The sequence below is a fragment of the Pseudonocardia sp. Ae331_Ps2 genome, from assembly GCF_001932405.1.
Classification (GTDB): Bacteria; Actinomycetota; Actinomycetes; order Mycobacteriales; family Pseudonocardiaceae; genus Pseudonocardia.
The window spans coordinates 2,873,295-2,888,220 of record NZ_MCIM01000001.1; the positions used below are offsets into that span (position 1 = coordinate 2,873,295).

Genomic DNA, 14,926 nt, shown 5'->3' on the forward strand with positions numbered 1-14,926 from the left:
GCACTGCCTGGGCGAACGGGGTCAACGCCCGCCGCCGGGTGCCACGTCGACGGCGTTGAAGGACCAGGAGCCGCGCCAGATAGGCCACGGTGCGCTCCCCGATCGGGAGGACAGCGGTGTAGGTGACAGGATCAGACATGCAGGACCTCGGTGACGGTGTCGATCTGTGCTGGACCGAACCGATCTACCGGGGTCCTGCCCCGTTCCCGCTCATCTCACCACCCTCGGCGTGTCGCCACGACCTGCCACCCCGCTACTGAGAACACCTCACTGATCCGGGGGTCCTCCGGTCGGTCCTGAATACGATCAGTACAAGGCTCGACGGGAAGCCTGCGGCCGCGACGGTGGTCAACCAACGTCGCCGGGTGCTCTACAACGCTGCGGAGTACGCGGTCGAACGGGGGCACCTCTCGGCGAACCCGCTCGTGGGATTGAAGTGGAAGGCCCCTAAGCCATCGGGGGCGGTCGACCGGCGGACTGTGGTGAACCCGATCCAGGCACGGACGCTGCTCGCTGCGGTGCGGGAGACGAGGCGCAGCGGGCCTCGTCTGGTGGCGTTCTTCGGGCTCATGTATTTCGCCGCGCTGCGGCCGGAGGAGGCAGTCAACGTGCGCGCCGTCAACCTGACGCTGCCCAACGGGAACGGGTGGGGTGAGATCCACCTACAAGAAGCGACGCCGCACGCCGGGACCGAGTGGACCGACGACGGGGAGCAACGGGACCGGCGGCAGTTGAAGGGCCGTGCCCGTGGCGAGCACCGTGCTGTTCCAGCGTCTCCCGAACTCGTAGAGCTGCTGAAACAGCATGTGGCGGAGTTCGGGCTAGGAGAAGACGGCAGGCTGTTTCCTGGGGGGCGGGTGGTCGAGCTGCCGAAGATCACCTATATACGAGCCTGGAAGGTCGCGCGGTCCATCGCCTTCACTCCCGAGGTCGTCGCGTCCCCACTCGCCGCGACGCCGTACTCACTGCGACACGCGTGCGTGTCGACCTGGCTCAACGCTGGCGTCCCGGCGACGCAGGTCGCGGAGTGGGCGGGCCACTCGGTCGAGGTGCTGTTGAAGGTCTACGCGAAGTGCATCGAGGGACAGGACTACGAGGCGCGCCGCCGCGTCCTACTGGCTCTGGGCTCTGATCGGTCGAGCTACGCGACGTAGGCACGTATTAGGCACAGAGACCCGCTCACAGCCGCTGACGGCCGGTACGAGTCGGACAGAACAAGATCAGCCCCTCACCGGGTTCTGCCTGGTGAGGGGCTGATTCTGTGGGTGCCCCCGGCAGGATTCGAACCTGCGGCACCCGCTTTAGGAGTGGTGGATCGTGTCCTGGCCTGCGCGCACTCTGACCAGGGATGACGCGCGGCGCGCCCGGGATCCCGGGCGCATCTGGGAACGTCCTGGGAACAGGCCCGCCAGAGTCGCCGCGTGACAGAGTGACAGTGTCACCGGCCTGTCACTCAGGCTGTCACTCTCGTTTGTGCTGGTCAGGGGTGGTGTAGTGACAGAGTGACAGAAGAAGAGTGGGGAGACGTTCCATCGCCTGGAACCGTCCAGCCCGCCGCACCGCCGTGCGGACGTCCCAGTGCTCCTCCGCGCTCGGACGGGACCCCCGGATGCCACCCGGTGTCCCGTAGCGCCTCTACGGAGGCCTGAGGGCCGCGTACAGCCCGCTCGATCCCCCGGTCGACGAGCGCTCGTCCCCCCTGCTGTTCCAGCGCTGTGGACGTCAAGGCGCTGGAACAGCAGGGGGAGCAGCAACGACGGGTCGCATCGCCGTACGGCCGGGCCCGCCGAGCCCGCCGGGTGACAGAGTGACAGTGTCACTGGCCTGTCACTCGAACTGTCACTCACGTTCCCGCAGCTCAACGCGGGTCGAGTGACAGAGTGACAGAGTTGAGGCCCTGTGGCCGCCACGCCGCCGTCACCGCACCCCGCTCTCGCAGTCCCGATCCGACAGCCGGGTGACAGAGTGACAGCCCTACCGGCACTGTCACTCCCAGTGTCACTCTCGTTTGTGCTGCTCAGAGGTGGTGTAGTGACAGAGTGACAGAAGAAGAGTGGGAGCCGATCGTGTGGCGCGCAGGTTTCTCTTCGGCCTCGGCCGCCACCGTCAGGAGACTGTCAAGAACTCGTCTTGGACAGCCTCACTGCGTGTTCTCACGAGGTGTCGCCGAATCGCTAGTTCTTCGGGGTCCGCGTGATCGCCGCTGGCCGACATTTGCTCTGGCCAGCGGCGGTAGATCATCCCAGGCTCGTCAGAGAACCATCCGACGCGACATCCATTGAGGGCCATTAGGAGGGCCGTATCTTCAGAGGCAGGCAGGCTCATCCATCCGCCCAGGGCCACCAGTAGGCGATACCGAATGCACAGTGTCGCGGGATGCACCAAGATCCTGAAATTATCCGCGTAGGCGTCTCTGGCCTGTCCGATCTCTATCCGTCCGGGCGGCGGGTTCCATGGGTAGTGCTCGGAACGTGTGCCGTCCATGTGCTCGTCGATTACCCGCGCTGCTGACCAACTAATTTCCGGATCAGAATGCGCGGAAATGTCCCGTTCGAGTGCCCCAGCGGTAAGTCGATCGTCTGCGTCGAGAGTCTTCACCAGCGACCCGCGCGCCCGAGCTAGTGTCATGGTCCTCGTGATTGCGACCCCGCTCTTCCTGGACGCTCCGTAGCTAATCCTGGGGTCCTCAACCGGGATAGACGACATCACCGTTCGCTGGGAATCGGCATCCCTGCCATCGCATTGAACAAGCCACTCCCATTCCCAGCCCTCTGGGAGTTTCTGGACTTGTAGCGCCTTCCAAGTCTCAGGCAGGTGCTCGGAGCGGGTTGGATCTACGGCGGTTACTACCGAGATGACCTGACTCACGGTGGCTCACTCTCCTACTGGATGGTCGACAGAGATGACCGTTCGGTCGCCGCGAATCGAGATATCTGCCGTTTCGACGGGGGTTTCGCCTGCGAGATGGGTTCGCTCGACGAAGAAGACTGGAACTCCTTCTGACATCTCAAGCTCTTCCGACTCTTCGAGAGTCGGCATTCGTGCCGAGTATTGCTCGTTAACGTGTGTTGTCGTGACGCCGATTGCGTCCATTCTGGCAATGACGTGAGGGTCACCACTCGGTGGTGGGATTTCGGCGGTCGTGCCCTTGGTTACAGACAGCGGCTCCCACTGAGTTGACCGCTGAATGGGGCCAGTATCGTCAACCCACAGGTAGTCCACCCGAGAGACCGCATCGCCTTCGGCTATTCCGAGGCGACGTGCAATCGTGCGAGAGGCTGCTTCAGTCGTCACGACTCCGGTAGGAGCGGAAGTGACCGAATCGCGATCCAGGTCAGCTGATATTGGGCTTCGATCGTCGTTATGGGTGTATCGACCGGCCATGCGTCGTGTGATTAGTGGCCGCCGGAGGACTTTCGCCGCCTGGCCGCGATCCGACGAGATGACTCCGGAGTTTCGAAGATGATTGAGCGCGGCTAGAGCAGTGCTTGGGCCGACGCCCCACTTTGTCGCGATTTCTCGGTAGCCATCCACTCGGTCGCCGATGTCGAGTCGTCTGGCGCGGATATCGCTGAGCAGGCCGTCGGCGACCTGTCGCCAGAGTGGCACGCCCGAGTGGGGGTTGATCTTCGCCTCGCTCATGGTGGCTCCGTCCTCGTTCGCCTCGTCCAGGGCAGCGTAGTGCTCCGCTGCAACGTGGCACCGAACCGCTCTTGTGCACCGTGGCACCGTGGCGCTACGGTGCAACGGTGCTACGGACCACCGTAGCGGTAACTGCAGCGGAGGAGAGAGCGACTGTGGACGAGGTTGACAACACGGATGCGGGCGGCGCGCTCGTGGAGTGTGTGGCGCAGCTCAGCGACGACGGCCGTCGGGCCGTGCGTCGGTACTGGGACGAAGTGACCCGTGAGGTGTGGGGCTCGCTCGCAGTTCAGGCGTCGCCGGGTGCGTCGGAGTACGGGATCGCCTGCCGTGAGCGCCGCGAGGCGCGGCGTGCGATCGCCCGGGTGGCGCTGTCGACGGTCGGGCGCCGGTCGGCGTTGGGTCGGGTCGGTACTGCGGGCGCCGTTCTGGGCGGTGAGGCCGCGTGATCCGGGTGGTGGACGCCCGGCAGCGTCAGGTGATGGATGGGGCCCGCTCGGAGGTCCGGACTCAGGCACTCGCTGGGGCTGGGCAGGCCGTGTTGATCGGCGTGGCGGGTCTGGCCCTGGCTGGTGTGTTCGGTCCACTGCCGACGACGGTTGTGCCGCTGGTGTGGGTGGCGATCGGCATGCTGGCTTCGGAGGCGGTCTCGTCCTGGCTGTGCGCGGCGGGGGCGTGGCGGGAGCTGCGGGAGCTGTGCCGCAACGCCGCGTACCTGGCCGCGGTCATCGAGGTCGACGCGGCCGGGCAGCGGGCGGAGTTCGCCCGGCTCGGTAGCGACGGTGACGTTCCGCCCGCTGGGGGTGCGGCGTGAGCGCCCGCCTGGACCGGTCGGTCGAGCGGGTCGCGGCGTCGGCGGCCCGGGAACATCCGGCGCGGTCGGTGCGGGTGGGGTGGTGGATCTACTCCTACGGCGCCGCCGGCGGGTCGTGGGCGCAGGTGGCCGCTGTCGTGGCGCTGCCCGATGGCCGGCTGCGGTTCGACCTGCGCGGGCCCGGCAAGCAGTCGGTGGTGACCGCGCCGTCGTATCCGGCCACGTATCTGACGGCGCAGACCGCGCGCCGCGTCGGTCTGGTCGGGGGTGGTCACTGACCGCTCACCCGGCCTGGGGGCGGGGTGGGCACGACGGAACCGGCACAGCCGTAACAGCAAGATCCACAGTGGACAGACAGAACGGGAGTGCGTGATGGGTTGGTTGTCGAGCACGGCGAAGGGTGGGGCCCGAGCGGGCCGGACGGTGGCCGAGGAGACGCGCCGGGCGCGTCATCACCGTCGTGGTGTCCATACCGAGGAGAGCACCGGGAAGGTCCGCTGCGTCGGGTGCAACCGGTCGGTGCGTTCGGGGATGGGGTCGGTGTGCTCGCGTCCGGCGTGCCACCGCCACGTCATGGCCCACGGCCTGGCCTCGGATCGAGGCGAGTGATGCGGGTGCGGGTTCACATCCGGTCCGGGTGCTCGCTGTGCGGGCGTACCGACGCTCACGAGCACGGTCAGGCCGAGTGGAGCGCGCATGTCGACCAGGTCGGCGCCGCGGCGCGTGAGCGGCGGGGTCGACGGTGAGCACGTCGGGTGGTCCGCGGCGGCAGACGGCGCGGTGGTGGCGCCGCAACGGCCGTGGGGCGTGGGTGGATCCGTGGTCGCTGCGCCTGCGTGGCGGGGTGATCCACCGCCGGGATGTGGAGCGCTACAAGCGTGATCCGCGGGCCCGGGCCACGGGCGGGGACCCGGTGTGTGTGGTGCGCCTGTGCGGTGGCGGGTCGTTCGTGCGGGAGGGTGCGCACCGGGTGACCGCCGCCCGGGAGACCGGGCGTCGGATCCGGGTGCTGTGGGTCCACGAGGCCGACGAACAGGCCACCCGATGACCGCCCCGCAGATGCGGGTCCGGGCCCGCTGCACCCGCTGCAAGCGCCCGGTCGAGCTGCCCCGCGACGGCGCGCCACCGACGACGTGCGGGCGGGGCCGATGCCGCCGCCGTCCCGCCTGACCCCCACGGGGTCGTCAGCACGACACCGGCACCACCTGGTGACCGGTCAGCACAACCACGGAGGAAGCACGAGATGAGCAGCAAGCGCACCGACATCAGCGCCACCTACGGCCGCGACCGCAACACGGTCACGGTCAACGGCCGCACCCGCGCCGCCGCCGAGGGTGAGTCGCCGGTCGTCCTGCCCAACGGCAAGACGATCACCGTCCCGGCCGGGGCGAAGGTCTCCTTCCGCGACGGCGTCGTCTACGTCAACGGCAAGAAGGTCGGCTGACCCCCGGCACCCATCGGCGCGGCGTCGATCCCGGGCCGCGCACAGCCATTCAGCGAGTGAGGGAGATCCAGATGAGCAGCAAGCAGGTTCCCGTGGTGTCGCACTTCGGCACCGGACGGGCCTCGGTCGAGGCCGGAGGGCGTACGCACACCGTCAACGGCGGTCAGGGGATCGCCGTCCTGCCCGGCGGCAAGACCCTGACCGTCCCGGCCGGCGCGACGGTCGAGATCCGCGACGGCGTCGTGTTCGTCAACGGCAAGCAGGCCCGGTGAGCGCGGTCAGCCGCCCGTCGCGGGCCAGGGCGTATCGGCAGCACCGCCGCTGCCCCGGGCAGCCGTACTACCGGACACGCCTGGAGGCCGAGGGCGACTGCCGCCGCTACGGCTCGATCCCGGCCGAGTGCAGCCGGTGCGGCGGGTTCCACCCCCGGCGCCGCCGTTGACTGCGCCCGGCCCGGCGGACCTCCCGCCAGAGAGATGCCCCGCCGGGCCGGGCCCCCAACGCCATCCACACGTCCCGCTCGCTCCCGGTGGCCGCGCACTGCGCGGCCCCGGGGGTGGCGGAGCCCTGCGAACGACAGGAGACCAGCAATGCTAAGCCAACCCAGCACCGCGGCCAGCGCGGCAGTGAAGGCGCGCACGGTCGCCGCCGCCCTGGACGCCGGGGTCCGCCGCGACGTCCTCGCGGTCGCCGCGCACGAGGTCGGTCACGGTCTGGCCTGGGCCCACGCCGGGTTCGCGGCCGGTCCCGCACGGGTGGAGACCGGCTTGTTCGGCGGGCCGTGTGGTGCGTCGTGCAAGCACGGTGCGTCCGGGCGGCTCAACGAGTCCAACGTCGTCGGCTTCCTCATCGGGTGCGCCGCCGGACGGGCCGGGCAGCACCTGTTCACCGCCCGCTACCTCGGCGGCCGCGACGTCGGCGCGACCGGCGACGACGCCGCCCGCGACCGCGGCGACTTCGACTACAGCGAGCGCTACTACCGCACCGGCCTGTCCTGGGCCGCGGCCCAGCGCCACGCCACCGCGCTCCTGCGGCCCCGCCTGGCCCGGGTCGAGCGCCTGGCCGTCCGCCTCGCCGTGACCGGCCGCCTGTCCCGCACTGACTTCCGCTGACCCGCACGACCGAGAAGGGAGAACCATCGTGTCCAGCAACGACTACGCCCAGCGTCGCCGCGACGACCGCGCCGCCGCGGCGGAGCAGGCCCGGCGTGACGCCGACGCCGCCGCCGAACGTGCTCTGCACGCCGAGGCCGTGCGCGCGGAGGTCGCCGACCGGCGGGCCGCCGAGCGCACCGCCCGGCGCCAGGCCGACACCGACCGCAAGCGCACCCTGAACGCCGCCCGCCGCGCCGCGGCCGGGGCGTGGCTGTCCGCGCACCGGATCGACCTGCTCATCTACCCCCTCGCGATCGCCTCCGCGCTCATGGCCGTCCCGGCGATGGCCGCCTACGGCGCCGAGCTGTACGGCGGCGCGACCGGCTACGTCCTGCCCGTGCTGTCCGAGCTGGGCATGTGGGCGTTCGCCCTGGCCGTGCAGGCCCGCCGCAAGAGCGACCCCGAGGCGCCGGTGTGGTCGCTACAGGTCGGGGTGTGGACGTTCGCCGCGGTCGCAGCCGGACTCAACATCGCCCACGGCGCCACCGCCGAGGCCAACGGCGGCACGATCACCGGCCTGGTCATGGGCGTCGTCTCGATCGCCGGAGTCATCGCCCACCAGCTCGTGGTCGCCGGACCCCGGCGGGCTCGCCGGACCCGCGACGAGCGGGCCGCGGCCCGCCAGTCCCGAGCGGCTGGGCGCAAGCTCGCCGACGCCCGCCGCGCCGCGCTGGACGCTGCGGTCGCCGAGATCGACGCCGACGGTGACGCCCGCCTGGTGATCGCACCGGGCACCTACCGGGTGCACCGAACCGCGGTCCGGCGCCGGGCGCGGCTGACTCCGGCCGCGACGCCGGGGCTGTCGGTCGGGGAGGCGTCGCCGGTCGGGGAGGACCTGGCCGCCGAGATCACCTCCTACCTGTCGAGCCTCCCGGTCCCGTCCGCTGACGACCCCGCGGACGGGACCGGGAACCAGCCCACACCACAGAGCGAGACCGACACCGAGTCCGACGGGGAGCGGCCGGGTGGGCACGGCGTCGCCACCGCCGACCGCCCGTCGCGGCGGCCCCGCACGCCGCGGGCGCACCGGCTGCCGCTGACCCGCTCGCTGGATCAGCTCCGCGCCGAGCTGGCCGCCGCGGTCACTGCGGGGGAGGTCGACCCGTCCTCGGCGGAGTCGATCCGCAAGACCCTGCGGATCTCCCCGGCCCGGGCTCGGACGTTGCGCGACGAGCACACCCACGCCCCGACCCACACGACGACCGACAAGGACGGTGACCAGCGATGATCGAGGGGAATCGAGACATGAACGAGGGCCCGCAGGGCGCCGGGGACGGCGAGACGATCGAGGGCACCCGGCCCCGCTACACCAGCCCGGGTGAGCACGGCCGCCGCCCGCCGCCCGGCCCGCGGCCCCGCCGCGATGAGGACGTCCCGGAGGTGGTGGACGGCGAGGTCATCGACGCCGAGATCGTCGAGGACGAGGACGAGGACACCGCCACCGCTGAGGGTGGGGCGGGTGCGGTCGAGGTCGTCCCGGCGCGGCGTCCGGGGACCGCGGTGGCCCGGGTCGCGCGGCAGGCCCCGGCCCGGCTGGTGGCCACGACTCGGACGGCGGTGACGCACCCCTACACCCGCACGGCGGTGACGGGGACCGCGTTGAACGCGTGGTACGTCGTCGCGGGGGTGGGCGTGGTGGCCCGGCGGTGGCGCGACAGTCACGGCGCGGACCGCTACGAGCGGATGATGCGCGCGGCGGAGTCGGTGGGTGATCAGGAGTCGCTGCGGGAGTGGGAGGCCCGCGCGACCGCGGAGAAGGCCCGGCGTCACCAGCGGGTCATGGACTGGATCTCCTCGCCGTTGGAGCTGGTCAAGGCGTTCGCTCTCGGCGTGGCCGGGGTGACCGGGCTACTGCTCGCGCTGGGCATCGTCCTGGCCATCGGTACCGGCGACGTGTCCAAGGTCGTCGCGCCGATCGTCGGGCTGGTCACGCTGATCACGTGGACGGCGTGGTTCCTCACCGCCTACGGCGTGTTCGTGCTGGCCGCGGCCACGGCCGGGGGGCTGCTCTACGTGTGGAATCTGGGTAAGACCCGCACGAGCGCACCGGGGTGGATCGCGCCGAGGACGATGGGCGCGGTCGATGAGAACGTGACCCCGTCGAAGGTGGTCATCGCGCTGCGCAACCTCGGGGTGTCCGCGCTGGCCAAAGCGATCAAGGCGATGGACGACGCCGGTGGCGCGATGCTGGGGCCGATCCGGGTCGCCGGTGCCGGGGTCGAGGTCGACGTCCGGTTGCCGTCGGGGGTGGACACCTCGGAGATCCAGCGTCGCCGGCGCAAGCTCGCCGAGAACCTGGACCGCCACGAGTACGAGGTGTTCATCACCGTCCCGGCGCCGCGCACGGTGCGGCTGTGGGTCGCTGACAGCGGCGCCCTGGACGAGCCGATCGGGCCGTCGCCGCTGCTGGGCGACCCGGACGGGGTCCGCGCCGATGTCTACACCGGGCACGCGCCGTGGGGTCGTGACCTGCGCGGGCAGGCCCGTGGGATCTCGCTCAAGCAGTTCCACCTGCTGATCACCGGGTTGTCGAACCAGGGCAAGACCGCGGCGCTGCGGGCGCTGGTGCTGTGGGTGATGTTCGACGTGACCGCGGAGTTCCGGATCGCTGACCTCAAGGGTGTCGGGGACTGGCACATGTTCGACGGTCTGGCCTCGGAGCTGATCGAGGGCCCGGCTGATGAGCACGTGATCGCCGCGACCGAGATGTTGGAGCGGGTCGTGGCCGAGATGGAGCGTCGCCTGGGGTCGATGGACCGCGACAAGTACCCCAACGGCGTCACCCGGGACCTGGCCCGTAAGCCCGGCAGCGGGTTCCACCCGCTGTTCGCGGTCATCGACGAGGCGCAGCAGGCCTACATGTGCCCGGTCGTGGACTCCGACAAGAACCCCTACGGCGGCCGGTCGGCCCGGTCGCGGTTCTTCATGGCCGTGCGCAAGATCCACAACCAGGGGCGGGCGGTGAACGTGCACCTGTGGCAGGGCACCCAGGACCCGACCGATCAGAACCTGCCCAAGCTCGTGCGGGAGGGCGCGCACATCCGCGGGTCGCTGGTCGTGGGGACCGAGTCCCAGGCCCGCATGGCGGTGGGGGACAAGGCCGTCGACGGCGGCGCGGCGCCGCACCTGCTGCGCCAGGGCGTCGACAAGGGAACCCTCGTCCTCAACGGCGTCGGGATGGACCTGCCCACCGGGGAGTCCTCGATCATCCTGCGCACCCACTTCATCAGCGGTGACGAGGCAACCGAGCTGGTCACCCGGGCCAAGGAGCAGCGGGCCAAGGCCGGGCGCGCCACCACCACCGCCGGACCCGAGGAGACCGTCGACGACGTCGACCACATCGCGGTCATGGTCGAGGTGATGGGCGAGGCGAAGCACCTCAAGCGCTCGGACCTGCTCGCCTGCCTGCACAAGCACGACTTCACGACCTACGGCACGTGGGAGGCCAAGACGCTGGCCAAGTACCTCAACAACGCCAAGGTCCCCGAGGTCTCGGTCAAGGGCTACCCGCGGGTGCGTCGCGCGGACCTGCTCAAGATCCAGGCCGACCGGCTGCTCGCCGATACCGCCGACGACGACACCGACGACGACACCGACCTCGGTTTCGGCACTGACGGTGACGATCAGGGATGAGTGGTTCGGGGTGAGGCACGGGGTGAGGCAGAAACGTGGGGGTGGACGTCCACCCCGGCCCTCACCCCACCCTCACCCCCACCCCTCACCCCCGATGATCAGCACAGATATCCGCAGGGTGAGGGGGTGAGGCGGGGTGAGGCAGCCGCCACCGACCCCCGGAAACCGGTGAAAACGCGGGGTGGCGACCGTTCCGGCGCTGCCTCACCCCGCCCCACCACCCCACCACCGGCAGTCACTCATAGTCACCGATCGTTGGAGGTTCGTCGTGAAGTTCCGCGCCCGTAAGACGTTCCGGTTCGGCCCGCTGCGGGCCACGGTCAACCAGTCCGGCCGGTGGTCGTTCGCCATCCAGATCGGGCGCCTCACCCACAACCTGACCCGGCGCACGACCTCGTTCGACACCCCCGGCCCGGGCGGGTTCCACCACCAGCACCGCCCCCGCCGACGAGGCGACGCCGAGCACTGACCCCGGCCCGGACGGCCGAGCCCCGCTGATCTAGCCGCACCACCTCTTCCGACGACGCCCAGCTCGGGCGCCGCCGCGACCCACTCATGCCGAAAACAGGAGCCTGCGATGTCGACACACCCTCTGCGGACCGCCGATCAGGCCGCGCTGGTCACCCTCACCGCGATCGGATCACTGCTCGGTCACCACGGCGGGGACTACCTCGTCCAGACCGACACCTGCGCCGCGCACAAGCAGGACCGCACCCCGGCCGGGCGCCGCGCCCTCGCCATCCACGCCGGGACCTACGCCCTCACTCAAGCCGTCACCAAGGCCGCGCTCTACCGGCTCGCCGGACTCCGCGTCCCGGCCGCCGCACAGCTCGCCGGGGCGCTCACCGAAGCGCTCGTGCACGCGGTCATCGACGACGGTCGCCTCCTCGAGGTCTACGCCCGCCGCACCCGCCGGTCTCGGTTCTTCGGTCTGGCCGGCGCCGGGATCAACGGCAAGGCGCTGCTCGATCAGGCCGCCCACGTCCAGGTGCAGATCCCGGCCGGGATCGCCGCCACCGCCGCTGTCGCCGCGCTGGCCGCGCGGCGCCGCTGAGCACGAGGAGAACCGTCATGACCACCACCCACGACACCCACTCCGCACTGTGCACCGACCCGACCCACTGCGGCGGGTCCACCGGGTCCGCGGGGCCGGTGCTCCATCCGGTCGTCGCCGCGGCGGATCTGCTGTTCGAGATGCGTCATCACCTGACCCCCGACGTGATCCGCACCCTGGCTGAGGTGTGGACGTGTGCCAGCGCGGCCCGCTACGGGGCACCGCAGGAGCGGTTCTGGGAGCCCGACACCGCCGGGGACCCGTTCGCCGATCACGACACGTTCTCGTGCGAGGACGAGGACGAGAACCGGCCCCCGGCGCCGGTCCCGGCCGGGATCCGGGTGCACACCTGCTACACCGCGAACTGCACCGTGTGCGGCAGCGCCGCCGACGTTGACGCCGACTACACCCCGCACTTCCCGACCCGGGCCGCCGCAGTCTCCTACTGGACCGACATGCAGGACTGGAGCGTCGGCCCGGCCGGGATGCGCTGCCCGACCTGCACCGACGCCGCGGACGACGCTAAGGAGCCGGACGCTGCGGGGGGCCGGCGGTGAGCGGGGTGCTGACCGAGCGGTGGGGCTGGCAACCCACCGCCCGCATGTGTGACGGGCTCCCGACGTGGCGCTGGCGCGGCGCTCCGGCTGGGCTGGTGACCCGGCGCCAGATGCGCGCCGCCGGGCGGGCCCCGGGCGGGGCGGCGCCGGTGGGGCGGATCGAGTGCCGCCGCGGTCGCCGGTGGGCGCTGCTGTGGGACCCGGCCGAGCTGGCCGTCAAGCGGGTCCCGACCCCGGCACAACGCGTCGCCCTGGGCCGGGCGCTGGCCGCCCGGCGTCGGTGCCCGGTCTGCACGGTCGACGTCGGGTACTGCATCCCGCGCTCGCTCGGGTGCTGCGTGGACTGCCACGAGGAGACCCGGTGAACGCCGGGCGGGGCGAGCTGTGCCGGGTGGCCCTGGAGCTGGCCGGCCGGGGGTGGCCGGTGTTCCCGCTGCGCCCCGGTAGCAAGCGTCCGGCGCTGCACGGGCACACCGGGTGCGCCGGGGCCGGGCCGTGCGCCGACGGGCACCAGGGCTGGGAGCAGCGGGCGACGACCGACCCGGGCCGGATCCGGGCGGCGTGGACGGCGGGCGCGTTCAACATCGGCCTGCCGACCGGGCGGGCCGGGCTGGTAGTGATCGACCTCGACACCCGCGCCGACGGCGAGGACATCCCGCCCGAGTGGGCGGGACGGGGCGTCATCGACGGCGCCGGGGTGCTGGCCGCGCTGCTCGCCGAGTGGGGCCGGGAACTTCCGGCGACCTACGAGGTCACCACACCGTCGGGCGGGCGGCACCTGTACTTCCGGGCCCCGGCCGGGGTCGAGTTCCGCAACACCGCCGGGGACGGCGGGCACGGCCTGGGCTGGAAGATCGACACCCGCGCCCACGGCGGCTACGTCGTCGCCGCCGGTTCCCACGTCCCGACCGGCACCTACCGGACCGTCGGGGCAGTGGAGCCGGTGGAGCTGCCGGACTGGCTGGCCGCCCGGCTCGCCCCGCCCCCGCCCCCGGCTGTTCCAGCGGGTCCGATCCGGACCGGCGCCGGGCGCCGCGACCGCTACCTCGACGTCGCACTACGGGCTGAAACAGCACGGGTGACCGGGGCACCCAAGTCCCAACGCAACGCCCACCTGTACGTCGCCGCGGTCGCCCTCGGACAGCTCGTCGCCGGTGGAGCTCTACCCGAGGGCGAGGCCTGGCAGGTGCTGCGCAGCGCGTGTGCCGGGCACGTCGCCCTCGGCGCCTACAGCGCGGCGCAGGCGGACAAGACGATCGCGTCCGGTCTGCGGGCCGGGGCGAAGCGACCCCGACGGATCGAGGACGCCGCATGAACCCCCCACCCACCCCAGCCCCTCACCCCACCCCGATCGGGAACGCCCCGCACACGCCCACACAGGGCCCGTTGAGCGGCCCGCAGGGCGGGGGCAGGCGGGGCGGACCGAACTTGACGGAGGCCCCGGCGCCGCGGCGCACGGCCTGGACAGCGGAGGAACTGATGGCCATGGACTTCCCCACGCCGCGGTGGGCGGTGCCCGGGGTGATCTGTGAGGGCGTGACCCTGCTCGCCGGGCCCCCGAAGGTCGGCAAGTCCTGGATGAGCCTGGGTCTCGCGCTCGATATCGCCGCCGGGCGTCCGGCGTTCGGGCGGATTCCTGCCGAACAGGGCTCCGTGCTCTACCTCGCCCTGGAAGACACCCCGCGCCGGTTGAAGTCCCGTATGGAAATCGCGTTGGGCGGGCGGCCTGCACCGGCCGGGCTGACCCTGTCGATTGCCTGCGAACCGATGCCCGCCGGGGGCACTGAGCAGATCTCGCAATGGCTCGACGCCCACCCCGATGCCCGCATGGTTGTCATCGACGTCTTCGTCAAAGTTCGCGGCACCCCCGCCCCCGGGGTCGCCGCCTACGATGCCGACTACACGGCGATGACCCGGATCAAACGGGTCGCCGATCACTACGGCGTCGCCGTCGTGCTGGTCCACCACGTCCGTAAAGCCGCGGCCGAGGATTTCCTGGCCACGGTGTCGGGCACCAACGGGTTGGCCGGCGCAGCCGATGCGGTACTCGTTCTCGAACGCGCCCGCGCCCAAGCCGATGGGGTTCTGCACGTCACCGGCCGCGACGTCGACGAAACGGATTACCCGCTCGCGTTCGACCCGGGCGCGGGGGCGTGGTCGCTACTCGACGGGAAAGCCTCGGACTTCCAGATGGGCGACACCCGATCCCTGATCATCCGCTATCTACGCGACTACCCCGGCCGCAAGCCCGGGGAGATCGCCGCGGCACTGGACAAGGACGCCGGAACCGTGCGCCAGACATGCCGACGCATGGAAACCGACGGACAACTCCGCAGCAACGCCGGTGGCCAGTACTGGCCCGCCGACACCGCCACCACAGCAACGAGTGACACCAGTGACAGCGGTGACACACCCGCCATCGAACCACTGTCACTGCTGTCACTTCGTCACTCAACCCCCGACGACCAGGGAGAACACCAGTGACCCGCCCGACCGGCCCGAGTGACATCCGCGTGACCGTGACCGGGCCCCACCTCTGTCACTCTGTCACTCCACCCACTTTGACCTGCGCAAACATGAGTGACAGTTCGAGTGACAGCCCCCGCGGGGGTGTCACTCTGTCACTCG

General features: G+C 71.1%; 18 protein-coding genes, 1 tRNA gene and 1 pseudogene. 17 read left to right on the forward strand and 3 right to left on the reverse strand.

Annotated elements, in window-relative coordinates; translation table 11 throughout:
* Nucleotides 1-139, reverse strand: a pseudogene (locus tag Ae331Ps2_RS33255) (IS5/IS1182 family transposase); the annotation flags it as partial.
* 226 nt (nt 140-365) lie between these two features.
* Here Ae331Ps2_RS33255 and Ae331Ps2_RS13790 point away from each other — a divergent pair.
* Nucleotides 366-1,154, forward strand: a complete 789-nt coding sequence (locus tag Ae331Ps2_RS13790) for a tyrosine-type recombinase/integrase (protein WP_212611736.1) — start codon at nt 366-368, stop codon at nt 1,152-1,154.
* 112 nt (nt 1,155-1,266) lie between these two features.
* Here Ae331Ps2_RS13790 and Ae331Ps2_RS32020 read toward each other — a convergent pair.
* A tRNA-Phe gene (locus tag Ae331Ps2_RS32020) sits at nt 1,267-1,327 on the reverse strand.
* A gap of 1,547 nt (nt 1,328-2,874) precedes the next feature.
* Entirely contained in the window at nt 2,875-3,642 is a 768-nt protein-coding gene (locus tag Ae331Ps2_RS13800; protein WP_075308475.1) for a GntR family transcriptional regulator, read from the reverse strand.
* Between the two features lie 155 nt (nt 3,643-3,797).
* Between Ae331Ps2_RS13800 and Ae331Ps2_RS13805 the strand changes: the two genes are divergently transcribed.
* The 16 genes from Ae331Ps2_RS13805 (at nt 3,798) to Ae331Ps2_RS13875 (ending at nt 14,782) form a co-directional block, all read left to right on the forward strand.
* Nucleotides 3,798-4,091, forward strand: coding sequence for a hypothetical protein (locus tag Ae331Ps2_RS13805; RefSeq protein WP_075308474.1), 294 nt, complete (start codon nt 3,798-3,800; stop codon nt 4,089-4,091).
* A gap of 179 nt (nt 4,092-4,270) precedes the next feature.
* On the forward strand, nt 4,271-4,456 hold the full coding sequence (locus tag Ae331Ps2_RS31230) for a hypothetical protein (protein WP_139318829.1): 186 nt from the start codon (nt 4,271-4,273) through the stop codon (nt 4,454-4,456).
* Nucleotides 4,453-4,734, forward strand: a complete 282-nt coding sequence (locus tag Ae331Ps2_RS13815; protein WP_075308472.1) for a hypothetical protein — start codon at nt 4,453-4,455, stop codon at nt 4,732-4,734. The genes Ae331Ps2_RS31230 and Ae331Ps2_RS13815 overlap by 4 nt, the downstream gene beginning before the upstream one ends.
* Nucleotides 4,735-5,198: 464 nt before the next feature.
* Entirely contained in the window at nt 5,199-5,504 is a 306-nt protein-coding gene (locus tag Ae331Ps2_RS13820) for a hypothetical protein (RefSeq protein ID WP_139318828.1), read from the forward strand.
* Nucleotides 5,505-5,699: 195 nt separating this feature from the next.
* Entirely contained in the window at nt 5,700-5,900 is a 201-nt protein-coding gene (locus Ae331Ps2_RS13825; RefSeq protein ID WP_075308468.1) for a hypothetical protein, read from the forward strand.
* A 71-nt stretch (nt 5,901-5,971) separates the two neighbouring features.
* A complete protein-coding gene (locus Ae331Ps2_RS13830) occupies nt 5,972-6,172 on the forward strand; it encodes a hypothetical protein (protein ID WP_075308466.1) in 201 nt (66 codons plus the stop codon).
* Complete coding sequence (locus tag Ae331Ps2_RS32025) at nt 6,169-6,342, forward strand: hypothetical protein (protein ID WP_170917030.1); 174 nt, start codon at nt 6,169-6,171, stop codon at nt 6,340-6,342. The genes Ae331Ps2_RS13830 and Ae331Ps2_RS32025 overlap by 4 nt, the downstream gene beginning before the upstream one ends.
* Before the next feature lie 148 nt (nt 6,343-6,490).
* A complete protein-coding gene (locus Ae331Ps2_RS13835; RefSeq protein ID WP_139318827.1) occupies nt 6,491-7,012 on the forward strand; it encodes a hypothetical protein in 522 nt (173 codons plus the stop codon).
* 28 nt (nt 7,013-7,040) lie between these two features.
* Nucleotides 7,041-8,282: a hypothetical protein gene (locus Ae331Ps2_RS13840; RefSeq protein ID WP_075308462.1), complete on the forward strand. Its 1,242-nt coding sequence runs from the start codon at nt 7,041-7,043 to the stop codon at nt 8,280-8,282.
* A gap of 17 nt (nt 8,283-8,299) precedes the next feature.
* A complete protein-coding gene (locus Ae331Ps2_RS13845) occupies nt 8,300-10,687 on the forward strand; it encodes an FtsK/SpoIIIE domain-containing protein (protein ID WP_075308460.1) in 2,388 nt (795 codons plus the stop codon).
* Nucleotides 10,688-10,955: 268 nt separating this feature from the next.
* Complete coding sequence (locus tag Ae331Ps2_RS13850) at nt 10,956-11,156, forward strand: hypothetical protein (RefSeq protein WP_083695543.1); 201 nt, start codon at nt 10,956-10,958, stop codon at nt 11,154-11,156.
* A 108-nt stretch (nt 11,157-11,264) separates the two neighbouring features.
* Nucleotides 11,265-11,741, forward strand: a complete 477-nt coding sequence (locus Ae331Ps2_RS13855) for a DUF3307 domain-containing protein (protein WP_139318826.1) — start codon at nt 11,265-11,267, stop codon at nt 11,739-11,741.
* 17 nt (nt 11,742-11,758) lie between these two features.
* Nucleotides 11,759-12,298 (forward strand): hypothetical protein, encoded by a 540-nt coding sequence (locus Ae331Ps2_RS13860; protein ID WP_075308458.1) that lies wholly within the window; start codon nt 11,759-11,761, stop codon nt 12,296-12,298.
* The gene (locus tag Ae331Ps2_RS13865; RefSeq protein WP_212567627.1) at nt 12,295-12,663 is read left to right on the forward strand and encodes an RRQRL motif-containing zinc-binding protein; all 369 of its coding nucleotides are present in this window, start codon (nt 12,295-12,297) and stop codon (nt 12,661-12,663) included. The genes Ae331Ps2_RS13860 and Ae331Ps2_RS13865 overlap by 4 nt, the downstream gene beginning before the upstream one ends.
* Nucleotides 12,660-13,613 carry a bifunctional DNA primase/polymerase gene (locus tag Ae331Ps2_RS13870; RefSeq protein ID WP_170917031.1) on the forward strand — a complete coding sequence of 318 codons (954 nt, stop codon included), beginning with the start codon at nt 12,660-12,662 and terminating at the stop codon, nt 13,611-13,613. The genes Ae331Ps2_RS13865 and Ae331Ps2_RS13870 overlap by 4 nt, the downstream gene beginning before the upstream one ends.
* A complete protein-coding gene (locus Ae331Ps2_RS13875) occupies nt 13,610-14,782 on the forward strand; it encodes an AAA family ATPase (protein ID WP_075308456.1) in 1,173 nt (390 codons plus the stop codon). Before Ae331Ps2_RS13870 ends, Ae331Ps2_RS13875 begins: the two co-directional genes overlap by 4 nt.
* The last annotated feature ends 144 nt before the right edge of the window (nt 14,783-14,926 follow it).